The sequence below is a fragment of the Bacillus sp. XF8 genome (assembly GCF_017498755.1).
Classification (GTDB): domain Bacteria; phylum Bacillota; class Bacilli; order Bacillales; family Bacillaceae_G; genus Bacillus_A; species Bacillus_A bingmayongensis.
The window spans coordinates 51147-76100 of the sequence record NZ_JAGDQK010000015.1 but is presented as its reverse complement, the minus strand read 5'-3'; the positions used below and the strand labels follow the sequence as shown (position 1 = coordinate 76100).

Below are 24954 nucleotides of genomic sequence, written 5' to 3'. Positions count from 1 at the left end.
AAAACAATCGAACAATATTTTATACAACATGATAAGAGCTAAGAGAGAAGACCTCTTAGCTCTTATTAGTCAAAGGGGGCATACATCGTGGCCAACCTATTTAAGAAGAAATCCGTTACGCAATTGTTGGGGGAAAGTAAAAGTAAGACTTTATCCAAAACTTTAGGGGCATTCGACCTAACAATGCTAGGGATTGGTGCGATAATCGGTACAGGAGTTCTTGTATTAACTGGGTTAGTAGCAGCAAGAGATGCTGGTCCAGCAGTTATTTTCTCATTTATGATTGCAGCAATTGTTTGTGGATTTGCGGCATTATGTTACGCAGAAGTTGCTTCGACACTTCCCGTCTCAGGTAGTGTATACACATATTCTTATGCAACAATTGGTGAGTTTGTAGCCCATTTAATGGGATGGACGTTACTATCGGTATACGTTGTAACAACGGCAGCAGTAGCTGGTGGATGGACAGGTTATTTCCATAACTTGGTGAGTGGATTTGGGTTAGAAATTCCAAAGGCACTGTTAACGATTCCATCACAAGGTGGTATTGTGAACTTGCCAGCAGTGATTATTACACTAGTGTTAACATTGCTATTATCGCGTGGTACGAAAGAGAGTAAACGTGTGAATAATGCAATGGTATTAATCAAAATTGGTATTGTTGTCCTATTCCTTGCGGTCGGTGTATTCTATGTGAAGCCAGAAAACTGGATTCCATTTGCACCATATGGCTTAAGTGGAGTCTTTGCTGGAGGAGCAGCTGTATTCTTTGCTTTCTTAGGTTTCGATGCATTAGCAACTTCAGCAGAAGAAGTGAAAAATCCACAGCGTGATTTACCAATTGGTATTATTGCCTCATTAATCATTTGTACAATCATTTATGTTGCAGTTTGTCTTGTGATGACGGGTATGGTTTCCTATAAGGAATTAGATGTACCTGAAGCAATGGCTTATGTATTAGAAGTTGTTGGACAAGATAAAGTGGCTGGTGTAATTGCTGTCGGAGCCGTAATTGGTATTATGGCTGTAATTTTTGCTTATATTTACGCAACAACACGTGTATTCTTTGCAATGAGTCGTGACGGTTTATTGCCAGAATCTTTTGCGAAAATTAACAAGAAGACAGAAGCACCAACGTTTTCAACTTGGTTAACAGGAATTGGTAGTGCTTTAATTGCTGGATTTATCGATTTAAAAGAATTGTCAAATTTAGCGAATATTGGAGCGTTACTAACATTTGCGATGGTTGGTGTATCGGTTATCATCCTTCGTAAAACACATCCGAAATTACAGCGCGGATTTATGGTGCCACTTGTACCGATTTTACCGATCATTTCAATCGTATGTTGTCTATTCTTAATGGTAAACTTACCGTTAACAACATGGATGTACTTCGGTGCTTGGTTAGCAATTGGAGTAGTTGTATACTTTGTTTATTCGAAAAAACACAGTCATCTAAAAGAAGATGGAAGTTCGCAAGATAGCTTGGAAGAAGCTAATTAAGGGATATAATGAATTGTAAGCCTTGTGCGCCTAGGGAGCGCGCAAGGCTTTTTCTTTGTGTACAGAGAAGGAGAATACGATGGTTGTAAAAGATGAATTAAAAATCGTTGTTGATGCAGTGAAAACTGAATAAATTAAAAAGGGGTATATGAAAGGGTGAAAACCTTCGTATATCTCTTTTTTGTATGAATAATATAACGGATGTGGAGAATAAGTCATATGTTTTTTAAATGTGAATAAAATGTTCGGAAAATTTAGTGCGGATTGTATTGACACATATGAATGGGCGCTCATATAATAAAAGTATAAGATATATGAATGATTGTTCATATGTTCAAATAAAGAGGTGAGCTATAATGGCTGAAAATAAAGTAGAAGCATGCCAAGAAGCATGTTCTCAAACAATTATCCATGAAGAAGTTGTTGATCAAGTAAAACAAACAATTCCAGATGACGAAAGTTTAAGCAAAGTAGCAGAGTTATTTAAAGTATTAGGTGATCGTACGCGTACACGTATTTTACACGCACTATTTGAAGCGGAAATGTGTGTATGTGACTTAGCTTATTTACTCGGTATGACACAATCCTCTATTTCACATCAGCTTCGTGTATTAAAACAAGCAAAACTTGTGAAAAACCGTAAAGAGGGAAAGGTTGTTTATTATTCATTAGCTGACCATCACGTAATTCATATCTTTGAGCAAGCATTTGAACATGTAAATGAGGAAGAATAGAAAAGAAAAGCGCAAGGAGGGAGAACGATGGCAGAAGCACTAGTGAAACGGAAACTTGTGTTAGAAGGATTAGATTGTGCGAACTGTGCGATGAAAATTGAAAAAGGCGTTGGGGGATTAGAGGGTGTCTCCTCTTGTTCTGTGAACTTCGCAACAAAGACAATGACTTTAGAAACAGAGAAAAATCGAGAGAATAACGTTGTTACTGAAGCGAAACAACTTGTTACGAAATTAGAACCGCACATTCAAGTAAAGGATGAACAAAAAACAAAAGTTGCAAAAGAAGTATTTGTATTAGAAGGGCTAGATTGTGCAAATTGTGCAATGAAGATTGAAACAAAGGTAAAAGAGATGCCCACAATTTCAAATGCGACTGTTGATTTTGTATCGAAGAAATTAAAAATAGAAGTTGCAAATAAAAAAGAGCTTGAAACGACAGTACAAGATATGAAAAATATTGTTCATAAGTTAGAGCCAGATGTAAAAGTTGTTCGTGAAGAAAAAATAGGTCATGATCATGGGCATAGCCACGACCATGGCGAAGGAAATGTGAAGAAAATGCTGTGGCGCTTAGCGATTGGTGGAGTTTTAACAGGAATTGCTGTACTTGCAGGATTACCGCAAATGATGACAATTCCACTTTTCGTTATCGCATATTTACTAATTGGTGGAGATATTGTTTGGCGAGCTGTGAGAAATATAACACGCGGCCAAGTATTTGATGAAAACTTTTTAATGGCGATTGCCACACTTGGAGCATTTGCGATTCAAGAGTATCCAGAAGCTGTTGCGGTTATGCTCTTTTACCAAGTAGGTGAATTATTCCAAAGCATTGCTGTAAATCGTTCTCGAAAATCAATTACTTCATTAATGGATATTCGTCCTGATTATGCAAACGTTAAAGTTGGCAACGAAACAAAACAAATTTCACCGGAAGATGTGAAAATTGGAGACTATATCATTGTTAAACCAGGTGAGAAAGTACCGTTAGATGGGAAAGTAGTGGAAGGAACATCAATGGTAGATACTTCAGCATTAACAGGTGAATCTGTACCTCGTGAAGTAGAAGTTGGGAATGATGTATTAAGTGGTTTTGTGAACCAAAATGGTGTGTTAACAATTGAGGTAACAAAAGAATTTGGTGAATCAACTGTATCGAAAATCTTAGATTTAGTACAAAATGCAAGTAGCCGAAAAGCGCCAACAGAAAACTTTATTACAAAATTTGCGCGCTACTACACTCCAGTCGTCGTTATTACAGCAGCAGTATTAGCGTTTATTCCTCCTCTTATTTTAGAAGGTGCTACATTCTCAGATTGGATTTATCGTGCATTAGTGTTCCTTGTTATTTCTTGTCCATGTGCATTAGTGGTATCTATTCCACTTGGATTCTTTGGTGGTATTGGTGGAGCATCTAAAAGCGGTATTTTAATCAAAGGAAGTAACTATTTAGAAGCGCTGAATGATGTGAAACATATCGTATTTGATAAAACAGGAACATTAACAAAAGGTGTATTCAAGGTAACGAAGATGGAGCCAAACGGCACAACTACAAAAGAAGAACTTCTTGAATATGCTGCGTTTGCAGAAGTTTATTCAAATCATCCAATCGCACAATCTATTCGAAGTTCATATGGAAAATCAATTGATGAAAATATAATTGAGGACTACAGTGAAATTTCTGGTCACGGTACAGTTGTAAAAGTGCAAGGTAAAGAAATTTTTGCAGGTAATGCAAAATTAATGAGAAAAGAAAATATTGCATTCGAACAGCCTCAAACAGTAGGCACTCTTGTTCACGTTGCTGTAGATGGTGCATATGCAGGTTATATCGTTATTTCTGATGAAGTGAAAGAGGATTCAAAACAAGCGATTCAAAAATTAAAAGAACTTGGTATTAAGAAAACAGTCATGTTAACAGGTGATGCAAAATTAGTTGGAGAAGCGGTTGGTAAAGAACTTGGTTTAGATGAAGTTCATGCTGAATTATTGCCACAGCAAAAAGTAGAAGAAATTGAAAAAATTGATGGGGCAAAACAAGCGAAAGAAAAAATTGCATTCGTTGGTGATGGAATTAATGATACACCAGTATTAGCAAGAGCTGATGTTGGGATTGCAATGGGTGGCTTAGGGTCTGATGCAGCGATCGAAGCGGCGGATATTGTAATCATGACAGACGAACCTTCTAAAATCGCAACAGCTGTTAAAATTGCCAAACGTACACGCAATATTGTATGGCAAAATATTATCTTTGCACTTGGTGTAAAAGGACTTGTCCTATTACTTGGTGCATTTGGGATTGCAACAATGTGGGAAGCGGTTTTCTCAGATGTTGGTGTTACACTACTTGCTGTATTGAATGCGATGCGTGTGCTTAGAGTGAAAGACTTATAAGATAAAAAGAGAAGCGAAGGCTTCTCTTTTTATTTTTGAATACGATTTGCAATTTGCTCTCGTACAGTTTGAATATAATTCATTTTATGATCCCAGCACTCTTGGCTTAAATCAACTGGGTATTCTTCAGGATTAAGAGTCCGTTTATATTCTTCCCAAAATACATTTAAACTATCATGTGCATACTGCTGGATATTTTGTATTTCAGGCAGTTTATATGTGCGTTTACCTTTTACAAAAATATTATGGTGTAGTTCTTTTGCTTCGAAATTTGTCACAAATTTACTGATGTACGTATGGACAGGATGAAACATTTTTAAACGTTCTTCCTGCTGTGGTACTTCAGCTTCTAGCGCAATATAATCCCCTTCGGAGTGTCCGTTGACGCGATTAATAATGCGATATACACGTTTTAATCCTGGTGTTGTAATCTTTTCAGGATTAGAAGAAATTTTGATTGTATCGTTTAGCGTCCCATTTTCATCTTCAATCGCAACTAACTTATAAACAGCCCCTAATGCAGGTTGTTCAAAGGAAGTGATGAGTTTTGTGCCAACGCCCCATACATCAATTTTTGCTCCTTGGGATTTTAAGTGCATAATTGTATATTCATCCAAATCGCTAGAAGCGATAATTTTTGTATTTGTAAATCCAGCTGCATCAAGTAGTTTTCGTGCTTCTTTTGATAAATAAGCCATATCGCCGCTATCAAGACGAATACCATAAAAATCAATACGGTCGCCGAATTCTTTAGCAACGCGAATCGCATTTGGTACACCGGATTTTAACGTATCATATGTATCAACGAGAAAAACGCATTTTTGATGCGTTTCAGCGTACTTTTTAAATGCAACATACTCATCACGGTACGCTTGGACAAAGGAATGAGCATGTGTGCCAGCGACAGGAATACCAAAGCGTTTTCCAGCACGGACGTTGCTAGTAGAAGAAAATCCACCGATAAAGGCTGCGCGTGTACCCCAAAGGGCAGCATCAAATTCATGAGCGCGGCGTGTACCAAATTCTAATAGTTCATCATTGTTCGCTGCATGTTTCATGCGAGCTGCTTTTGTAGCGATTAATGTTTGGTAATTCACAATGTTTAATAAGGCGGTTTCAATAATTTGAGCTTCACCAAGCGGTGCGTCAACGCGTAATAGTGGTTCGTTATTAAAAACGACTTCTCCTTCTTGCATACTGCGAATTGTTCCAGTAAACTTCATATTTTGTAAATAATGCAGAAACTCTTCTTCAAATTGTAGTTCTTTTAAATAAGTGATATCACTTTCGGTAAAACGAAAATTCTCTATGTATTCAATAATTTTTTCAAGACCAGCAAAAATGGCATAACCATTTTCAAATGGAAGCTTTCGGAAATATAAATCAAAAACAGAGCGGCGATTATGAATCCCGTCTTTCCAATACGTATAAGCCATGTTAATTTGATATAAATCTGTATGTAAGGCGTAACTATCGTCTTTATAATGATTCATTGCGAAAACACCTCCGTAATTTTGTTATAGTATAACAATTTTTACTAGTTTATGCCAAAGAAGATTATCTTAGTAAGAAGAGGATTTTCTTTGGTTTACTATATTAGAAAGATCAATACCGATAGTTGATAGCTATTGATTGAGAAAAACTAGTTCAGAAGCCTTTTCTAACATAAAAATTAATTATTAAAATGGAAATAAAACCATTTTTTGTGAAATTCTTTAGAAAAATTGCATTTATTAATTTATATTTTTCTGATTTTTATGTATTATTAGAGTAGTGAGGGTAAATGAGAATGGAGGAGGACAATGCAACAAACATTAGAGAAAATTGGAAAACAAGTTTTTTATAAACGACTACAGCAAAAAATGACACAAGAAGAATTATGTCAGGGCATTTGTTCCGTCTCATATTTAAGTAAGATCGAAAATGGAAAGATAGAAGCATCAGAGGAAATTTTGCAGCTGCTCTGCGCGAGGTTAGAGATTGCTGTGTCGGATTTACGAGATGTGGAAGCGGAAGTGAAAGAGAAATTAGATGAGTGGTTAAATGCATTGGTTCATTTGGATAAGCAACAGGTAGAACGTATATATAATGAGCTGCAAGCTGAAATGAAGCATGTTTTAGACTTTGAAATCATAAACTACTATAAGCTTCTTTATACGCGTTATTTAATTATGAAAAGAGATCTTCCTGCGCTTGAAGAAGAACTAGAGAAATTAAAAAAGATGTATAAGAAGTATTCTCCGTTTCAAAAAATGTTATATGCGTATAGTAAAGGTTTGTTATATTCTTTGCAGTATAAATATAAACAGGCACTGGAGTACTTGTTAGAAACAGAATCTATGGCAAAAGAACAAGGATATTATGAAACGGGAATATATTATAATCTGGGGCTGGCCTATAGTCATTTGGATATTCCACATTTAGCTATGCACTTTGCTAATATTGCTATGGAGGGATTTCGCAATGAATATAAATTTAGATATGTGATAAATTGCCAAACGATTATTGCGTTAAGTTATGCGGAAAAGGGACAATATGAAGAAGCCTTAAAAATTTATGGAAGCATATTGCGAGAAGTTGATTCCTTTGCAGAAAAAGACATGATTAAAGCAATGACTTTAAATAATATGGGAGAATTATATCAATATAAAAAAGAGTACAATAAAGCGAAACTATATTTTCTACAAAGTTTTGAGTTACAGAATGTAATAGATATGAATTATATTGAAACAATGTATGGGATTGCTAAACAGTGTATTTATCTTAAACAATATGAAGAAGCGAAAGAATGGATTGAAAAGGGCATATCTTGTTCACAAAGTGATGAAAAATATCATAAAATGATACTTTTATTTTGCGCGTTTAAATATAAATACTTTGAAAAGCCGGTAGAATTTAAAAGGTTTTTAGAAACGGAAGCAATTCCTTTCTTTAAAAATGCAGGAAATGTAAAAGAATTAAAAAATGCATATTTAGAATTAGCTATGTATTTTGAAGAGCAAAATGAATACGAAGAAAGTAATAAATATTATAAGGAAGCCATAAAAGTTTTAGAAAAGAAGGAGGAGTTAAATTGAGGAAATTCGTATATGGTGTATTAGCAGCTGGTATAGTAACAGTTGTCGCATGGGGAGTCAATTATTCTAATCCTGATATTTATGGGTTAGGATCGATACAAGACGAGGTAATCAACTATTCTAATCCTGATATTTACGGTTAATATGTAAGAGTGTATTTTAAACATATAATAATATTAAGAAAGGCCCTTTCCAAAATGGAAAGGGCCTTTCTCAATAATTGTTCTCCAAAATTCTACAAAACTTGAGAAATGAATTTTTTGAATTTTTAGTATATCAATAGTGGAAACCTAATGCTAATATAAAACTACTCTTTTTCAAAAAAATTTTTTATTAGGGGGAAGGTTATATGAAAAAGAAGAGTTTAGCATTTGTGTTAGCGGCAGGAATGGCAGTTACAACATTTGGAGGGACAAGCTCTGCATTTGCAGATTCAAAGAATGTACTCTCTACGAAAAAGTATAACGAGGCAGTGCAGTCACCTGAGTTTATCTCTGGAGATTTGACTGGAGCAACTGGAAAGAAAGCAGAATCTGTTGTATTTGATTATTTAAATGCAGCAAAAGGAGAGTATAAGTTAGGGGAAAAGAGTGCAGAGGATTCTTTCAAAGTGAAACAAGTGAAAAAAGATTCTGTAACTGATGCAACAGTGGTACGTATGCAACAAATGTACGAAGGTACACCAGTATGGGGGTCTACTCAACTAGCCCATGTTAGTAAAGATGGTTCATTGAAAGTTTTATCTGGAACAGTTGTACCTGATTTAGATAAAAAGGAAAAATTAAAAAATAAAAATAAGATTGAAGGTAAAAAAGCAATTGAAATTGCGCAGCAAGATTTAGGAGTAACGCCAAAATATGAGGTAGAGCCATCAGCGGATTTATATGTATACCAAAATGGTGAGGATACAACATATGCATATGTTGTGAAATTAAATTTCTTAGATCCGAAGCCAGGTAACTATTATTATTTCATTGAGGCAGATAGCGGTAAAGTGTTAAATAAATACAATACAATTGATCATGTAACAGGTGAGGAAAAATCACCAGTTAAGCAAGATGTTGCAAAACAAGATGCGAAAGCAGTTGTAAAACCTGTTACAGGAACAAATAAAGTTGGAACAGGTAAGGGTGTACTAGGAGATACGAAATCTATTAATACAACGTTATCTGGATCATCTTATTACTTACAAGACAATACGCGAGGAGCAACAATTTTCACATATGATGCGAAAAATCGTTCTACATTACCAGGAACTTTATGGGTAGATACAGATAATGTTTTCAACGCATCTTATGATGCAGCAGCAGTAGATGCTCATTATTATGCAGGTAAAACATATGATTATTATAAAAACACGTTTAACCGGAATTCTATTAATGATGCAGGAGCGCCGTTAAAATCTACAGTCCACTATGGAAGTAATTATAACAACGCATTTTGGAATGGCTCGCAAATGGTATATGGAGATGGAGATGGTTATACATTTACTTCATTATCAGGTGGAATTGATGTAATTGGGCATGAATTAACACATGCGGTTACAGAATATAGTTCAAATCTTATTTATCAAAATGAGTCAGGTGCATTAAATGAAGCGATTTCTGATGTTTTTGGTACTTTAGTAGAGTACTATGATAATCGTAATCCGGATTGGGAAGTTGGAGAGGATATTTATACACCTGGTCAATCGGGAGATGCTCTTCGCTCTATGAGTGATCCAACGAAATATGGTGACCCAGATCATTATTCTAAGCGTTACACAGGTTCAGGTGATAATGGTGGTGTTCATACGAACAGCGGTATTATTAACAAAGCAGCATACTTATTAGCAAATGGTGGCACGCATTATGGCGTAACAGTGAATGGTATTGGTAAGGATAAAGTAGGTGCAATCTATTATCGTGCAAATACACAATACTTCACTGAATCTACTACATTTAGTCAAGCTCGTGCTGGCTTAGTACAAGCTGCGGCAGATTTATATGGCGCAAACTCTGCTGAAGTTACAGCAGTGAAGCAATCTTATGATGCAGTTGGTGTGAAATAGGATTTCAATCCCCTTTAGAAGAAATAAAAAAGGAGCAATTTGCTCCTTTTTTATTTCTTCTTCCACTTCTTCCATATATACAATACCCCAATACAACCAGCAATTGTTATAATCCACTTTGCTTCACTTGTTCCATTCATAACATGATATGCAGAATACACTTCGATAAGCATTGCCGGTATTTTTCCTATTGTACTTGCAATACTGAAAGAGAATAACGACATTTTGCCTAAAGCCGCAAATAAGGTAATGATGCTTGATGGAATAAATGGAACAAGTCGAAATGATAGAACGAGTAAAAATGCCTCTTTACCTTGTACATAAAGAAGACGTTCTACTTTTGGATAGTTGTTTATTTTATTGTGAGCAAATTTTTGGAAACCTAGTCGATAGAAATAAAATGAAACAATTGCACCTAATGCTTCACCTGTAATCGATATGATCGTTCCGTCTGTTAAGCCGAAAAGCTGTATATTGATCGCGGTTAAAAATATGCTTGGAATAAAACCAGCTAAGCTAATGATGATATTAAATAGAATGCTCAGCGGAATTGCAGTTGTGTAATGCTCTGTAAGTAAATCGCGAATCATTTCTTGCATGCAGTTATGTCCTTTAGCTTTTTTTAGCATTACACCATATTTAGGGAATATAGGCAAGAGTGGATTTATATAAAAAATATAAATTTTTGGCAGTAAAAACTTGTAATTTTATACCCCTTACAGGTATAATGTATACATAGAAGGGGGTATATTTATGGATCATTGCTCAAATCAAGAAAAAATGGTTCCGCGAACGGATGAAGAAATTGAGAAAGTTGTAAAACGTTTGAAAAGAATCGAAGGACAGGTCCGTGGTATACAAAAGATGATTGAAGAGAATCGCTATTGTGTTGATGTGCTTATTCAAATTTCTGCGGTGCAAGCAGCATTAAATAAAGTTGGTTTTTCATTGTTGGAGCGTCATACAAATCATTGTGTAGCGAAAGCGATTCAAGAAGGGAATGGAGATACATCTATTCAAGAATTGATGCAAGTCATCAAGCAGTTCTCAAAATAGAAGGGAGATGAACTGTATGAGTAAAACAAAACAAATAACAGTTGGTATTGATGGAATGACATGTTCAGCTTGTTCTGCGCGGATAGAAAAGGTGTTAAATAAACTAGATGGTGTGGAAGCAAATGTGAATTTAGCGATGGAACAAGCGACTGTTCAATATGATGAAGATGAACAAACTATAGAGACGATCACAAATCGTATTGAGAAATTAGGATATGAAGTTCGAACAAAAAAAATAAATTTAGATATTGAAGGAATGACATGCGCTGCATGTTCAAATCGGATTGAAAAAGTAATAGGTAAAATAGAAGGAATAGAAAGTATTACTGTTAATCTGGCGATGAATACTGCGACAATCGTATATAAAGATGGGCTTATTACAATAGAAGTCATTTTAGAAAAAATAACGAAATTAGGCTATAAAGGTAAACTGCAAGAAGAATCTGGCCCTAATAAAAAAGAAGAACAATTAAAAGGAAAACGAAGACAGCTGTTCCTTTCTATGTTGTTATCATTGCCACTTCTTTATACAATGGTGGCGCATATGCCCTTTGAGACAGGAATACCGATGCCGCACTTTTTAATGAATCCATGGGTACAATTACTATTTGCAACACCGGTGCAATTCTATATAGGTTCTCAGTTTTATGTTGGGGCATATCGTTCATTACGAAACAAGAGCGCAAATATGGATGTGCTTGTTGTACTTGGTACATCAGCAGCGTATTTTTATAGCTTATATGAAGGTTTGAAAACACTACAAAATCCATCATATTCACCGCAGCTTTATTTTGAAACGAGTGCAGTGCTCATCACACTAATTCTTGTTGGGAAATATTTTGAAGCGGTTGCGAAAGGAAGAACAACGGAAGCGATTTCAAAATTACTGAGTCTACAAGCAAAAGAGGCATTAGTCATTCGCGATGGACGTGAAATGTTAATTCCAATCGAAAGTGTTGCTATTGGTGATACTATTGTTGTAAAACCAGGTGGAAAGATACCTGTAGATGGTATTGTTTTATCGGGTACTTCGTCAGTTGATGAGGCGATGATTACAGGTGAATCTATCCCAGTTGAAAAGCAATCTGGAGATGCTTTAATTGGAGCAACGATTAATAAAAATGGTACATTAACAATGCGTGCTGAAAAAATTGGAAAAGATACAGCGCTGGCTAGTATTATTAAAATTGTAGAAGAAGCTCAAGGATCAAAAGCGCCAATTCAGCGTATGGCAGATATAATTTCTGGAATATTTGTTCCGATTGTTGTAGCAGTTGCTGCAATCGCGTTTTTCGTTTGGTATTTTGCAATTACTCCGCAAAATTTACCGCAATCTCTTGAAGTTGCTATAGCGGTATTAGTAATCGCTTGTCCTTGTGCACTTGGTCTTGCAACGCCAACTTCTATTATGGTTGGAACTGGAAAAGGGGCAGAGAAAGGAATTCTTTTTAAAGGCGGAGAGTATTTAGAAGCAACGCATAAAATTAACGCTGTTTTATTAGATAAAACAGGCACTGTTACAAAAGGAAAACCAGAAGTGACAGATGTAATGAGCTTGCAAGATGAGATGTTAACACTTGCTGCTTCTGCAGAAAATGTTTCGGAACACCCACTAGCATCCGCTATTGTAGAATATGGAAAACAAAAAGAAATTACATTATTACCTGTAGAAGAATTTCGTGCAGTACCTGGACATGGGATTGGGGCCATGATAGAAGGTAAATCAGTTATTATTGGAACACGAAAATTAATGAGTGAACATGGTGTTAATATAGCTGAGTATGAAGAAGTGATGACTAAGCAAGAAGCTGATGGAAAGACTGTTATGCTTGTAGCAATTTCAAATCAATTTGCAGGAATGATTTCTGTTGCAGATACGATAAAAGAAAGTTCAAAAGAAGCCATCCATACGATGCAATCTGCTGGAATTGATGTTTATATGGTAACAGGAGACAATAAACGAACTGCTGAAGCAATTGCAAAACAGGTTGGCATCAGCCATGTATATGCAGAAGTATTGCCGGAGCAAAAAGCAAATATTGTAGAACAATTAAAGCAAAAAGGCAAGCGAGTAGCAATGGTTGGTGATGGTATTAATGATGCTCCAGCATTAGCGAAAGCGGATATAGGGATGGCGATTGGAACAGGTGCAGATGTAGCAATTGAAGCAGCAGATGTTACCCTAGTTGGTGGGGATTTAGGTCATATTCCACAAGCAATTGATTTAAGTCAAAAAACAATGAAAAACATTCGTCAAAATTTATTTTGGGCATTATTCTATAATGCGATTGGTATACCGATCGCAGCAATTGGTTTATTAGAGCCGTGGGTCGCTGGAGCAGCGATGGCATTTAGTTCTGTGTCTGTTGTAACAAATGCTCTTCGTTTGAAGCGTGTTAAAATATAAGTTGAGGATAGGTTTTTATGAGGGGTACAGCTTATGATAAGTTGTACTCCCGTCAAATAATTATAATTTGGGAGGAATTAGAAATGACTGTAACATTAAATGTACAAGGAATGACATGTAATCATTGTAAAATGGCGGTGACAAATGCACTACAAGAATTAGCGGGTGTAAAGAATGTAGAGGTTGAATTACAAGCGGGTACAGTAGCAGTTGAATATGATGAAGCGAAAGTAAATGTAGAACAATTAAAAGATGTTATTGAGGAGCAAGGTTACGATATTGTATAGGATATAACTTTTAGTCGTAAGGATTTACGGCTTCTATATTAAAGAAATAAGACGAAGCGTGTAGAATTTTAGTATTCTACACGCTTTTTTCTATCCAAAATTGACTTTTAATGAAGTTCCGATAATAATCATGAAAGAGGTGATATGATGAAACAATTAAGTAGTATTTTCCTTAGCATGTTACTTGCAATGATTCTAATTTTAAGTGGCTGTGCAGGAAAAGAACAGAAAAAAGCGGATCCGAAAGAGAATAATTCAGCATCAGTAGAGAAAATTAATGATAATATTTTAGATGAAATGGAAGGACCACCGAAAAATGGTCATACGATAGAACGTCATGTCGGGAAGACAGAAGATCAGCTAAAGGAACGATTACGTACAGATAAAGTATCGGCTGCAAGTACATACTACGATAAAGAAACAGCAACAAAAGCTGTTAAAGATAGTTTAAAGCAACATGAGCAGGAAATTGAGAAGTGGTTAAAGAATTCCAAAGAAAATCGTCTCGTGTTAAATACGAAGCATTCATTTCCTGTTGGGAAAACAGTATTAAAGAAAGATATGAGTGTAAAAGATAAGCTGATGAATACAGTTACAGTTTTAGCGAGAGATAAATCAGGATCATTAGGATTTAAGATTATTACTTCTTATCCATCAGATAAGTAAAACTTTAATCAGTAGGGGGATTGTTACCTGCAAATAGCGGGATAAATAGGAAAGGAGAGGAATAGCATGTATCCAACGCTCCAATATTTTCTAAAATCATACTGTACGTTAAGTGTGTATGAAGAAGAAATAGTAGATGTAATGACGGATTTTTTAGAGCAAGAGGAACAGGAAACAATTGAAAAGTTAAAAAGCGAGTTATTATATATAAAGCAGACAGAAGCATGGGAAGATGGTTGTTTATTAGCAGCCAAACAAGGAAATCGTATATGGTCATTAGAAGAGACGAGAGAACATATAGAGACATTTTTACATTTATTGCAAAACAAAAAGGCGTGAAGCATCACGCCTTTTTGTATACACTTTTTGAAATTTGGCCATTTGAGATGACCTGACCGTTTTGTGTTACTTTTTTATATGTGACAGCCGTAATTTTATTTCCAGTATTACTAATTACTTTTGATGAAACTTCTACGTTCTTGCCAGTAGGTGTACCGAAAATACGTGTAGTTATGCTACTGCCATTAGAAAATGCTTGAATATAAATATGCTTGCCGGTATTATTTTTGAATTTTAAATCTGGTCCATAATCTGCTACAGCAGCATCTTGACCAAGTGGTAAGTAGTGAACAGGCATAGAATGGTTACTACGAGCAACAACTCCTAAATCAGCGCGTAATGCTGCCCCATATAGAGTACTACTAACTTGGCAAACGCCACCTCCAGCACTTTGTACAACTTTTCCTTGTAAAAAAACAGCAGCGGATTTATAACCATGGGCTGCATCTGTAATACCAACGCGTCCGTTAAAACTAAATGTTTCGTCAGGCGCTACAATTGCGCCACTTAAAGTATTCGCAGATTTGTTTACATTAAAGGATTGACTGCCGTTTCGACCAGTCATAGGAGTAGAATATTCAGCAATAACCTCTGTAATTCCCATGTTTTGAATATCTTCTGTAGAGCGTTCTGGCTTTATGGAGGCAATTGGGAGCTGAATGTCTTGTGTACCAGTAGTAATTGCTTGTGTTGTTAGTTCTTTTAATTTTTCTTTATCAACTTTTTCGCCATTTTGACTTGAACTAATATTTACTGTTGTTCCAGTAACACTTAATTCAGCATTTACAGGTTCCTTTAAAGTTTCGTTGTATTTTTCTTTCATAAAAGCTTCATAAGCTGTTGTATTCAGGTATGGCGTTAATTTATATTCACGTTTAAGCTCGCCGTTTTCAGCTTGTTTTCGTATTTTATAGCGATCCATAATGTTTCCTTTTTGCTCTTTAAAGATTTTTTCGACAATGTCTTTTTCTTTATATTCAATCCCTAGGTCTTTCCACGTATAAGTTTGTGTATTACCCTGGAATGCATAGTTAAGAGATTTTTTATTGGATTCATCAATTTTTTTTTGAATAATTTCTTGGACATCTTTTTTACTTTTACCATCAAGAGAAGTGCCTTCAAATGTAGTATGTGGCAATACATTTGTATCGAGCTGTTTATTTAATTTAGAAACGTATTGATAACCAACAATCCCACCTGCACATAGTAATATTCCACCAGTGACAGCAGAACTAATAAGTAATTTACGTAGCTTCATTTACTTCCCCCCAAAAAGTTAATATATAAGGTTATATGTATTCGTTTTTTATGTATGAATGATAAAAATAGTATTATGTATGTACTAGTATACTATTATTTTCCTTATGGGTGTAATGTTTTTATAAAAAACGTTACAATCCTGTAACATTTGTCTCTTTTTGTCATTATTTGCGTAAGAAAATGGAAGTATTTTGTTGGAAATTATAATAAAAAGGCTGCTGGAAAATTCCTAGCAGCCTTTTTATTATAATTTTTTATGTTCAGTTTTATTCGTAACACCGAGATGTTCTTTTAATGTTTTGGATATGTCCTGTACACTCTTTTCATCAGGAATGTAGTAGTAGATGCCACCGATATATTTATCGCTACCTTTTACTTGGAGTTTATCCATCTTTAAATCGGATCCCATTGTGTTCTTAGTAATTGTCATCATGTCATCAAATGTTAAGTTTGTTTTTAAATCATGTTCAACAGCATCTAATAAACCACCAATTTTATTAATGGAATTTATAGATAGTGCTTTTTGAGCAATTGCTTCTAAAACAAGCTGTTGACGCTGACCGCGCATATAATCGCTATCGATATGACGAGTCCTTGCTAAAGCAAGTGCTTCTTCACCATTTAGATGCTGACGCCCCTTTTTAAGATGGACTGCGCCTGCTTCATCTTTACTATTTTGCTCTGTAAATTCAACAGGAACGTCTACAGTGATGCCACCAAGAGAATCGACAATTTTTATAAAGGATTTAAAGTTAAATTTCACATAGTAGTCAACAGGAACATTTAAAAAGTTCTCAACTGTATCAATTGTACTATCTACGCCTCCAAATACGTGAGCGTGCGTGATTTTATCTTGTTTATCGCGTGATTTAATATACACACGTGAGTCACGTGGTATGCTAACAAGCTTTACTGATTTATCATTTTTATTGATTGTAGCAAGCAACAATGCATCTGTACGCGTTGCTTTACCATAAGATTTTTCACGAAGATCACTTTCATCAACCCCCATAATAAGGACAGAAACATTATCGGTCATTGGCTTAACGGCTTTTTCTCGTTTATCGGATTTATCGCCTCTATCTAGTTTAGAATAGGCATTATTTATAATTGATTTTGCTTTACTGTATATGTGGAAAGAATAGCTTCCACCACCAATCGTTACAATGAGTAGCGGAATGAGAACAAACCATAGTAGGCGTCTTTTCTTAAATCGCCTCTTGGAGGTTCTATCAGTATTTTCTAAATCTGAGTTCATTATTTAGTTCTCCTTTAAATCATTCAATTTGTATATTCTTTTATAATGTGTAAATGAGACACATAAAAGATATTGTACGCTAAATAGATATTGTTGTACATGTATAAAAAATAGATGTCTCGATTATTTATGAGACATCTATTCGTATTGTATACAAAAAGATTGAATAAGAAAAGGATTAAATGTTACCTCTTTATAGCATAATGCTTACAATAATTGCAGATAAAATGCTGACGAGTGTTGCACCGTATAACAGTTTTAAACCGAAGCGAGCAACGACATTACCTTGTTCTTCATTTAACCCTTTAACGGCACCGGAAATAATTCCGATAGAAGAGAAGTTAGCAAAGGATACAAGAAAAACGGAAATAATGCCCACTGTACGAGGAGAGAGGGTATTTGCAAGTTTGCTGAGATCCATCATGGCAACGAATTCATTCGTTACAAGCTTTGTAGCCATAATGCTTCCTGCTGTGACAATTTCTTTACTTGGCACACCGATAAGGAAAGCGATAGGAGAGAAAACATAACCAAGTAACTGTTGAAATGTAATTCCAAAAATAAGATGGAATAAATCATTAATACAGCTAATTAAGGCAACAAATCCAATTAACATGGCACCGACCACAATAGCAACGCGAAATCCATCTAGAATGTATTCTCCAAGCATCTCAAAAAAGGTCTGTTTTTCGCCTTTAATTTCTAAAATGTCTTCTTCTTCTTTCACTTCATATGGATTAATAATAAGTACAATAATAAAACCACTGAATAAATTTAAGACAAGAGCGGTTACTACATATTTTGGCTCAATCATTGTCATATAAGCACCGACGATTGACATCGATACGGTCGACATGGCGGAGGCGCATAGTGTATAGAGACGATGTTTTGGAATTTGCGCAAGCTGTTTTTTTACGGTAATGAATACTTCTGATTGGCCTACAATGGCAGAAGCAACAGCATTATAAGATTCCAGTTTTCCAAGTCCATTGATTTTACTGAGGAAAAACCCAATCCAACGAATACAAAATGGTAATATCTTGAAATGTTGTAAAATACCAATTAAGACAGAAATGAAGACAATTGGCAAGAGTACATTTAAGAAGAATGGCATTTCCCCTTTATTGGCAATACCACCAAATACGAAATTTACCCCAGACGCAGCATAATCCAATAATTTTGTAAATAAATTTGAAATCATAGTTACAAGCACAAGACCAATTGCGGTATTTAATAGTAAATAGGTTAAAATTATCTGTATAATAAGCATGATGAGAATGGGTTTGAATTTAATATGCTTTTTATTATTACTTGCAATGTAGGCAAGAAAGAAAACAAAAACAAGACCGAGAAAAAAAGTAACAAATCGCATAATTAGCCCCCTAAAAGAGATATTCTATTACATAGGTTTTTCATTTCAAAGAAGAATATGCACGTTTAGTAAAGAGAGGAATGAAGTAGGGAATGGATATATTTAGAATTCATCATATTGCAATTATTTGTTCTGATTATAAAATATCCAGAGATTTTTATACAAGAATTTTAGGTTTTAAAGTATTAAATGAAGTGTACAGAGAAGAGAGGGATTCCTATAAATTAGATTTATGTGTAGGAGGACAGTATCAAATTGAGTTATTTTCGTTTCCAAATCCTCCAGATCGGCCAAGTTTCCCTGAAGCAGCTGGCCTTAGACATTTAGCATTTGCAGTTACAGATATACAGGAGGCAGTTAGGCATCTAAATCAATGCGGAGTAGAGACAGAATCAATACGTGTTGATGAAATAACGGGAAAACAGTTTGTATTTTTCCAAGATCCCGATTGTTTACCGTTAGAGTTATATGAAGGTTAAAAATTGGGGAATTTTATATAGGTTTGCTTTTTGACAAATGAAGAGAATAAGAACAAAGTGAAACTTCCATTAGTCTTTTTCTAAATCAGTTTTTGTATTTTGGAAAAAACTTCTTTTGAAAAGGAGGTGTAACTTTAGCTAAGAAAAGCTAAAGGTGTTCTTTGGAATTTGTTAAATTAATGATGGTGGCTCTTCTTATTGCGTTAACAGGTTTTTTTGTGGCAGTTGAATTTGCAATTATAAAAGTGCGTAGCAGTCGTATTGATCAGCTTGTAGGGGAAGGAAAAAGAGAGGCATTGGCAGCTAGGAAAGTAATTTCAAATTTAGACGAATACTTATCAGCATGTCAGCTTGGGATTACAATTACAGCTCTAGGACTAGGTTGGCTAGGTGAGCCAACTATAAAACATGTATTAGAGCCGTTATTTTTAAGGCTAGCACTTTCACCGGCGGTTGCAAGTACGGTCTCTTTTATTATTGCATTTGCCGTTATTACATTTTTGCATGTTGTAATTGGGGAATTGGCACCAAAAACACTTGCCATTCAAAAAGCGGAGCAAGTAAGTTTGTTACTATCTCGGCCGCTCATTTATTTTTACCGTATTATGTATCCATTTATTTGGGCTCTAAATGGATCGGCTCGCCTCGTGACTGGTATATTTGGATTACACCCCGCTTCTGAGCATGAAGTTGCACATTCAGAAGAGGAATTAAGACTTATTTTATCGGAGAGTTATGAAAGTGGGGAAATTAATCAGGCGGAATTTAAATATGTAAATAATATTTTTGAATTTGATAATCGGTTAGCAAAAGAAATTATGGTCCCGCGTACTGAAATAGTCGGTTTATATGAAGATGAACCGTTCGAGACACATATTAAAGTGATTGGACAAGAAAAGTATACAAGGTATCCTGTATTTGGAGAGGATAAAGATGAGATTATTGGAATGGTTAATGTAAAAGACTTATTTATTCGCTATATGGATGGTGGACGAAATGAAGAATGCTCTATCAAACCATATACAAGACCTGTTATTGAAGTATTAGAAAATATTCCAATTCATGATTTGTTACTGCAAATGCAAAAAAGACGAATTCCTCTTGCTGTTTTATATGATGAATATGGAGGAACAGCAGGGATTGTGACACTTGAAGATATTTTGGAGGAAATTGTTGGTGAAATCCGGGATGAATATGATGAAGATGAACATCCGCCTATCGAACATGTAAGCGAAACATATAAAATTGTAGATGGAAAAGTACTCATTAGTGAAGTAAATGATTTGCTTGGTGTGCATCTATTTGCTGACGATGTAGATACAATTGGTGGCTGGATCATGATGCAAAAACAGACAATTACTGAAGGCGATGTCATTGAGACAAATGGCTGGATTTTTAAAGTTCTTGAAAAAGATATGCATCAAATTAAGCGAGTAGAAATAAAGAAATTTGAGGCGGAAGATACAGCAATTGCTTGATCTTTATAAATCAGTGGGAAGGGGGAATTCCCACTGATTAAATTTTCAATGTAGATGTATGATTGAGGAATTAATTTTGCAGAAAAACAGTATTATTTGCGCTTTCAAAAAAGGTGCTATAGTGAAGGAAGATATGGGAATATATCTCTGACAAAAATCATATTTTCATAGAAAATGTTTTTAGGTCATCGATTAGAATGAAAAGTACAGGTGATGAAAAAATGATAGCAACCAAAGATATACGTATTGAAAAAGACTTTCTAGGAGAAAAGGAAGTACCAAATACAGCTTACTACGGCGTTCAAACATTACGAGCTGTAGAAAATTTTCCGATTACAGGATATCGTATTCATACCTCATTAATTACAGCAATGGCAATGGTCAAAAAAGCTGCAGCACTTGCCAATATGGAGACAGGTTATTTGCAAGCAAGTATTGGCGAAGAAATTGTAAAATCGGCTCAGGAAATTATTGATGGAAAGTTTCATGAGCAGTTTATTGTTGATCCAATTCAAGGCGGGGCAGGAACGTCTATTAATATGAATACAAATGAGGTTATTGCAAACCGTGCCCTTGAGAGAATGGGTTATGAAAAAGGAAGCTATGCAACGATTAGTCCAAATACACATGTGAACATGGCGCAATCAACAAATGATGCGTTTCCGACAGGAATTCATATTGCGGTGCTTATGATGTTAGAAAAACTTCTTATTACAATGGATGCACTTCATGGTGCATTTATTGATAAAGCAAAAGAATTTGATCATGTGATAAAAATGGGGCGTACGCATTTGCAGGATGCAGTTCCAATTCGACTTGGTCAAGAATTTGAAGCGTACAGTCGTGTGCTTGGGCGCGATATAAAACGCATTAGGCAGTCTCGTCAACATTTGTATGAAGTGAATATGGGTGCAACGGCTGTTGGAACAGGATTAAATGCAAATCCGACTTATATCGAGCAGGTTGTTAAGTATTTACGCAGTATTAGTGGATTTCCACTAGTTGGCGCGGAACATTTAGTGGATGCAACGCAAAATACAGATGCGTATACAGAAGTATCAGCAGCACTAAAAGTATGTATGATGAATATGTCTAAAATTGCAAATGACTTGCGTATTATGGCATCTGGTCCACGTGTCGGATTAGCTGAAATTCAATTACCAGCTCGTCAACCAGGATCATCTATTATGCCAGGAAAAGTAAATCCAGTTATGGCAGAAGTGATTAACCAAGTTGCCTTCCAAGTTATTGGAAATGACCATACTATATGTTTAGCATCAGAAGCAGGACAATTAGAACTAAATGTAATGGAGCCGGTGTTAGTATTTAATTTAATTCAATCCATTAGTATTATGAATAATGCATTCCGTGTATTTCGTGAGTATTGTATTAAGGATATTACTGCAAATGAAGCGTTGTTAAAACAATATGTTGAGAAAAGCGTTGGGATTATTACGGCAGTGAATCCTCATATTGGATATGAGACGGCATCTCGAATTGCTCGTGAAGCAATTGCGACAGGTAAATCTGTTCGTGAGCTTTGCTTAGAGCATGGTGTGTTAACAGAAGAAGAGCTCGATATTATTTTGGATCCATATGAAATGACGCATCCTGAAATAGCTGGAGCATGGTTATTAAAAAATAAACAATCCTGATACATGTATATCAGGATTGTTTTCCTTTTATTCGTAATGAATAAAAGGAAAACTTTCATTGAAAAAGAGAAAAAAGCTGAAAACGATTCCTTATAGAAGGGATCGTTTTCAGCTTTTAAAAGATATTAAATATAGAAGTTAATTGAAGTAGGCTAATTATTGCTAAGAAAATTAAGCTATATTTCATTGCTGTTTTAAATAGAGCAGATTCTTTACCAACTAGTCCAACGGCTGCACAAGCAACTGCTACTGATTGTGGTGAAACCATTTTTGCCATTGTACCGCCGACTACGTTTAATGCAACCAGTGTAGATGGAACGATATCTAATTGAGCTGCAGTTACTGCTTGAAGCGGTGCGAATAAAGAACCACTTGATACTACTGAACCAGTTAAGAATACGCCGATCCAACCTAGGATTGGAGATAAGATTGGGAAAGCATCACCAGTAGATGATAAAGCTAGTCCAAGAGTAGAAGACATACCAGAATAGTTTGTTACATATGCTAATGCAATTACACTACAAATTGTATAAATTGGTGCTTTCAATTCTTTTAATGTTTCAATAGTTAGTTCTTTAACTAATTGCCCTTTTGCACGATATACAAGTAAAGATACGATAATTGCTAGCACAATCGCAGTAGTTGTAGATGAAAATACATCTAGCTTGAAGAGCGCTGCAAATGGTGTGTCCGCATTTACAATAGGTGTTGTTTTAATTACTTGATTGTGTAAACCAGGAATTTGGATGTTCCACACTAAGCTTCCTAATGCACCGTCTGGAGCAAATAAGCCTTTGATCACTTTTAAATTAAAAATTGTTACAAATGCAGTTAGAAAAGCAAATGGTGACCAAGCATATAGAATTTGTTTCATTGTGTAACCATGTTTTTCCACTTGTTGATCTGTAGATTGAGCTGAAGATTTTGGTTGCCATACACGTAAGAATAAAGCTAATGCAACCATGCTGACAACAGCTGCGAAAATATCAGTTAATTCAGCCCCAAGGAAATATGTTACAACAAATTGTGTAATGGCAAATGAACCACCACTTACAAGGATACCTTGCCAAGTTTCTTTAATCCCTTTAAAACCGTCTACCATTGCAACAAGTAAGAATGGCAATACAAAGCTAATGAAAGGTAATAATGTTACAGTTTGACGACCAACAATTAATGCATCCATCTGTGTTAATTGAGCAGGTACTGTAACTGGAATACCCATTGCTCCCATTGCTCCACCAGCAATATTTGCAACTAAGCAAATACCTGCTGCTTTTAATGGATTAAAGCCCATACCTACAAGTAATGCTGCTGTAATTGCAACCGGTACACCAAAACCAGCTGCACCTTCTAAGAAAGCACCGAAAGAATAAGCGATTAACAAGACTTGAAGACGACGGTCGCTTGTAATACTAGAAATACTATCACGAATAACATTAAATTGTTCAGTTTTTACTGTTAATTTATAAAGAAAAATTGCTGCAATAACGATTGTACAAATTGGATAAAACCCGGCTGCTACTCCAAATGCAGCGGATGATACTGCCATAGTTGCAGGCATTTTGTAAACAAATATGGAAAGAATGATTGCTAAAATTACGCTATAAAGCCCTGATAAATATCCTTTAACTTTAAATACTGTTAAACAAAGAACGAAGAATAAAATTGGAAGAGCGGCAACAAGTGCTGATAACCAAATGTTGTTTAACGGATCATAAATTTGTGTCCAAGTACTCATAATAATGACAACTCCTATCTATAGTATGTGAAGATATTCACATTAATTTGTGAAACAATTCACAATCAACTTACATTGCTAAGTATATTCCTGTTCAACACTATTGTCAACGTAGAAAAGTATAATTATTCTATAATAGTGCTAACTGTAAAAATTCCGCTACATTTTGTTCATAAACTAGACAAAAAATAAAAACCCGTATGCTGTAAAGTATACGGGTTTTTATACGTTATCCATGTATTACTTCATATTTTCATATGTCATAGGCCCTACATGTTTAAAATGAATTACACTTTGGATGGAAATTATAAAGGGAGTGGTTCCTTCCGTTTTTCAGTTATAGGTAAATCTGCTGGACAAATCACAAAGATAATCGAAGCGGAAGTGATTCGATTAGTTAACTTAGCAGAGCGGTATAACAAGCCGATTGTAATCGAGAAGTTAGATACCACGCAATCGAAGGCAGGTGATCGGTACGGAAATAAGCGAGTGAATCGAATGAAGAGTCTGTTCGTTTATCAGAAGATGACAAATGCGAGTCTGGGTCGTGCGGATAAAAGGGGCGTGGCTGTCTTTCAAGTCAATCCAGCTTACACTTCTATCTCAGGGAAGATGAAATATATGCGGAAACTTGGGGTTTCAATCCATCAATCAGCGGCCTTTACAATTGGTCTTCGTGGATTAGGATACAAAGAGAAAGTGCCTCAGGTGCTTCAGTCTTATATTCCAAAGAAAGATGCACATCACTGGAGCCATTGGCATCAATTAAACAATCGATTGGATATTCGTACGTATCATTTCTATCAGTTATATCATGTAAATCAGCCGAAAGAGGCATTACAAATCGAGCGATTAGACTTATTTGAGAGCGAAAAGAAAAAACTGGAAAAACTGTTTGCATAATGAAAAAAGATTCCCTTGTCCCAGTCTCTTACGCTTGTCACCAGAGCAGATAACAGGTCTAGGAACTGGATGCATGGCATGGTGTTCTTCGCCTCGATATAGGAAGAAAGTAGCTGTACCTTTTCTGCTTTCCTCGGGAGATAGAAAGAGGTCGTCTTGCCTAAGGACACTACCGAATTTCTATATCGTTGTATCCTCTTTGTTGAACGAGAGGAAGTGTTTTTGTTAGGGCGGAAACAGTATAATCCCCCATCTCAAGCTCATATAGAGGTAGGTGGGGGTAGTTCAATGGTCAAAT

General features: G+C 35.5%; 20 protein-coding genes and 1 pseudogene. 15 read left to right on the top strand and 6 right to left on the bottom strand.

Annotated elements, in window-relative coordinates:
• Window positions 1-87 precede the first annotated feature (87 nt).
• From J4P91_RS09710 to J4P91_RS09700, 3 genes are all read left to right on the top strand, one after another.
• Window positions 88-1503, top strand: coding sequence for an amino acid permease (locus tag J4P91_RS09710; RefSeq protein WP_207993899.1), 1416 nt, complete (start codon window positions 88-90; stop codon window positions 1501-1503).
• A 356-nt stretch (window positions 1504-1859) separates the two neighbouring features.
• Window positions 1860-2237 carry an ArsR/SmtB family transcription factor gene (locus J4P91_RS09705; RefSeq protein WP_017149903.1) on the top strand — a complete coding sequence of 126 codons (378 nt, stop codon included), beginning with the start codon at window positions 1860-1862 and terminating at the stop codon, window positions 2235-2237.
• A gap of 27 nt (window positions 2238-2264) precedes the next feature.
• A complete protein-coding gene (locus J4P91_RS09700) occupies window positions 2265-4631 on the top strand; it encodes a heavy metal translocating P-type ATPase (protein WP_207993898.1) in 2367 nt (788 codons plus the stop codon).
• Window positions 4632-4660: 29 nt separating this feature from the next.
• Here J4P91_RS09700 and J4P91_RS09695 read toward each other — a convergent pair whose 3' ends face one another.
• The gene (locus J4P91_RS09695; RefSeq protein ID WP_207993897.1) at window positions 4661-6124 is read right to left on the bottom strand and encodes a nicotinate phosphoribosyltransferase; all 1464 of its coding nucleotides are present in this window, start codon (window positions 6122-6124) and stop codon (window positions 4661-4663) included.
• Window positions 6125-6433: 309 nt separating this feature from the next.
• On the opposite strand from J4P91_RS09695, the gene J4P91_RS09690 reads away from it, so the two are divergent.
• The 3 genes from J4P91_RS09690 (at window position 6434) to J4P91_RS09680 (ending at window position 9758) form a co-directional block, all read left to right on the top strand.
• Window positions 6434-7708 (top strand): helix-turn-helix transcriptional regulator, encoded by a 1275-nt coding sequence (locus tag J4P91_RS09690; RefSeq protein WP_207993896.1) that lies wholly within the window; start codon window positions 6434-6436, stop codon window positions 7706-7708.
• Window positions 7705-7851, top strand: coding sequence for a hypothetical protein (locus J4P91_RS09685; protein WP_207993895.1), 147 nt, complete (start codon window positions 7705-7707; stop codon window positions 7849-7851). The genes J4P91_RS09690 and J4P91_RS09685 overlap by 4 nt, the downstream gene beginning before the upstream one ends.
• Before the next feature lie 206 nt (window positions 7852-8057).
• Window positions 8058-9758 carry a M4 family metallopeptidase gene (locus tag J4P91_RS09680; protein WP_207993894.1) on the top strand — a complete coding sequence of 567 codons (1701 nt, stop codon included), beginning with the start codon at window positions 8058-8060 and terminating at the stop codon, window positions 9756-9758.
• A 50-nt stretch (window positions 9759-9808) separates the two neighbouring features.
• Here the strand turns inward: J4P91_RS09680 and J4P91_RS09675 are convergent, their stop codons facing one another.
• Window positions 9809-10357 (bottom strand): TVP38/TMEM64 family protein, encoded by a 549-nt coding sequence (locus tag J4P91_RS09675; RefSeq protein WP_207993893.1) that lies wholly within the window; start codon window positions 10355-10357, stop codon window positions 9809-9811.
• A 154-nt stretch (window positions 10358-10511) separates the two neighbouring features.
• Between J4P91_RS09675 and J4P91_RS09670 the strand changes: the two genes are divergently transcribed.
• From J4P91_RS09670 to J4P91_RS09650, 5 genes are all read left to right on the top strand, one after another.
• Window positions 10512-10814, top strand: coding sequence for a metal-sensing transcriptional repressor (locus tag J4P91_RS09670; RefSeq protein WP_207993892.1), 303 nt, complete (start codon window positions 10512-10514; stop codon window positions 10812-10814).
• Between the two features lie 16 nt (window positions 10815-10830).
• Window positions 10831-13221, top strand: a complete 2391-nt coding sequence (locus tag J4P91_RS09665; RefSeq protein ID WP_207993889.1) for a heavy metal translocating P-type ATPase — start codon at window positions 10831-10833, stop codon at window positions 13219-13221.
• Window positions 13222-13304: 83 nt separating this feature from the next.
• Window positions 13305-13508, top strand: a complete 204-nt coding sequence (copZ, locus tag J4P91_RS09660; protein ID WP_017149912.1) for a copper chaperone CopZ — start codon at window positions 13305-13307, stop codon at window positions 13506-13508.
• Between the two features lie 147 nt (window positions 13509-13655).
• Window positions 13656-14174 carry an RNase A-like domain-containing lipoprotein gene (locus tag J4P91_RS09655; protein ID WP_207993888.1) on the top strand — a complete coding sequence of 173 codons (519 nt, stop codon included), beginning with the start codon at window positions 13656-13658 and terminating at the stop codon, window positions 14172-14174.
• A gap of 66 nt (window positions 14175-14240) precedes the next feature.
• Complete coding sequence (locus J4P91_RS09650) at window positions 14241-14513, top strand: hypothetical protein (RefSeq protein ID WP_207993887.1); 273 nt, start codon at window positions 14241-14243, stop codon at window positions 14511-14513.
• 4 nt (window positions 14514-14517) lie between these two features.
• On the opposite strand, the gene J4P91_RS09645 is transcribed toward J4P91_RS09650, so the two are convergent.
• The 3 genes from J4P91_RS09645 to J4P91_RS09635 all read right to left on the bottom strand — a co-directional run bounded on the left by J4P91_RS09645 (window position 14518) and on the right by J4P91_RS09635 (window position 18403).
• Window positions 14518-15771, bottom strand: a complete 1254-nt coding sequence (locus J4P91_RS09645; protein WP_207993886.1) for a VanW family protein — start codon at window positions 15769-15771, stop codon at window positions 14518-14520.
• Between the two features lie 246 nt (window positions 15772-16017).
• A complete protein-coding gene (locus J4P91_RS09640) occupies window positions 16018-17031 on the bottom strand; it encodes an LCP family glycopolymer transferase (protein WP_207993884.1) in 1014 nt (337 codons plus the stop codon).
• Between the two features lie 193 nt (window positions 17032-17224).
• Window positions 17225-18403 (bottom strand): NupC/NupG family nucleoside CNT transporter, encoded by a 1179-nt coding sequence (locus J4P91_RS09635; protein WP_017149917.1) that lies wholly within the window; start codon window positions 18401-18403, stop codon window positions 17225-17227.
• A gap of 92 nt (window positions 18404-18495) precedes the next feature.
• Between J4P91_RS09635 and gloA2 the strand changes: the two genes are divergently transcribed.
• The 3 genes from gloA2 to aspA all read left to right on the top strand — a co-directional run bounded on the left by gloA2 (window position 18496) and on the right by aspA (window position 22015).
• Window positions 18496-18882 (top strand): SMU1112c/YaeR family gloxylase I-like metalloprotein, encoded by a 387-nt coding sequence (gene gloA2 / locus J4P91_RS09630; protein WP_207993882.1) that lies wholly within the window; start codon window positions 18496-18498, stop codon window positions 18880-18882.
• A 182-nt stretch (window positions 18883-19064) separates the two neighbouring features.
• Entirely contained in the window at window positions 19065-20360 is a 1296-nt protein-coding gene (locus J4P91_RS09625) for a hemolysin family protein (protein ID WP_374192029.1), read from the top strand.
• Between the two features lie 221 nt (window positions 20361-20581).
• Window positions 20582-22015 carry an aspartate ammonia-lyase gene (gene aspA / locus J4P91_RS09620; RefSeq protein ID WP_207993881.1) on the top strand — a complete coding sequence of 478 codons (1434 nt, stop codon included), beginning with the start codon at window positions 20582-20584 and terminating at the stop codon, window positions 22013-22015.
• 115 nt (window positions 22016-22130) lie between these two features.
• Here the strand turns inward: aspA and J4P91_RS09615 are convergent, their stop codons facing one another.
• Window positions 22131-23753 carry a lactate permease LctP family transporter gene (locus J4P91_RS09615; RefSeq protein WP_207993879.1) on the bottom strand — a complete coding sequence of 541 codons (1623 nt, stop codon included), beginning with the start codon at window positions 23751-23753 and terminating at the stop codon, window positions 22131-22133.
• A gap of 285 nt (window positions 23754-24038) precedes the next feature.
• On the opposite strand from J4P91_RS09615, the pseudogene J4P91_RS09610 reads away from it, so the two are divergent.
• Window positions 24039-24656: pseudogene (locus J4P91_RS09610) on the top strand (IS200/IS605 family accessory protein TnpB-related protein); the annotation flags it as partial.
• Between the last annotated feature and the right edge of the window lie 298 nt (window positions 24657-24954).

Coding starts and splice junctions, on each gene's coding strand:
- J4P91_RS09705 (WP_017149903.1), top strand. CDS start 1,860: ATGGCTGAAAATAAAGTAGAAGCATGCCAAGAAGCATGTTCTCAAACA.
- J4P91_RS09700 (WP_207993898.1), top strand. CDS start 2,265: ATGGCAGAAGCACTAGTGAAACGGAAACTTGTGTTAGAAGGATTAGAT.
- J4P91_RS09695 (WP_207993897.1), bottom strand. CDS start 6,124: ATGAATCATTATAAAGACGATAGTTACGCCTTACATACAGATTTATAT.
- J4P91_RS09690 (WP_207993896.1), top strand. CDS start 6,434: ATGCAACAAACATTAGAGAAAATTGGAAAACAAGTTTTTTATAAACGA.
- J4P91_RS09680 (WP_207993894.1), top strand. CDS start 8,058: ATGAAAAAGAAGAGTTTAGCATTTGTGTTAGCGGCAGGAATGGCAGTT.
- J4P91_RS09675 (WP_207993893.1), bottom strand. CDS start 10,357: ATGCAAGAAATGATTCGCGATTTACTTACAGAGCATTACACAACTGCA.
- J4P91_RS09670 (WP_207993892.1), top strand. CDS start 10,512: ATGGATCATTGCTCAAATCAAGAAAAAATGGTTCCGCGAACGGATGAA.
- J4P91_RS09665 (WP_207993889.1), top strand. CDS start 10,831: ATGAGTAAAACAAAACAAATAACAGTTGGTATTGATGGAATGACATGT.
- copZ (WP_017149912.1), top strand. CDS start 13,305: ATGACTGTAACATTAAATGTACAAGGAATGACATGTAATCATTGTAAA.
- J4P91_RS09655 (WP_207993888.1), top strand. CDS start 13,656: ATGAAACAATTAAGTAGTATTTTCCTTAGCATGTTACTTGCAATGATT.
- J4P91_RS09650 (WP_207993887.1), top strand. CDS start 14,241: ATGTATCCAACGCTCCAATATTTTCTAAAATCATACTGTACGTTAAGT.
- J4P91_RS09645 (WP_207993886.1), bottom strand. CDS start 15,771: ATGAAGCTACGTAAATTACTTATTAGTTCTGCTGTCACTGGTGGAATA.
- J4P91_RS09640 (WP_207993884.1), bottom strand. CDS start 17,031: ATGAACTCAGATTTAGAAAATACTGATAGAACCTCCAAGAGGCGATTT.
- J4P91_RS09635 (WP_017149917.1), bottom strand. CDS start 18,403: ATGCGATTTGTTACTTTTTTTCTCGGTCTTGTTTTTGTTTTCTTTCTT.
- gloA2 (WP_207993882.1), top strand. CDS start 18,496: ATGGATATATTTAGAATTCATCATATTGCAATTATTTGTTCTGATTAT.
- J4P91_RS09625 (WP_374192029.1), top strand. CDS start 19,065: ATGGTGGCTCTTCTTATTGCGTTAACAGGTTTTTTTGTGGCAGTTGAA.
- aspA (WP_207993881.1), top strand. CDS start 20,582: ATGATAGCAACCAAAGATATACGTATTGAAAAAGACTTTCTAGGAGAA.
- J4P91_RS09615 (WP_207993879.1), bottom strand. CDS start 23,753: ATGAGTACTTGGACACAAATTTATGATCCGTTAAACAACATTTGGTTA.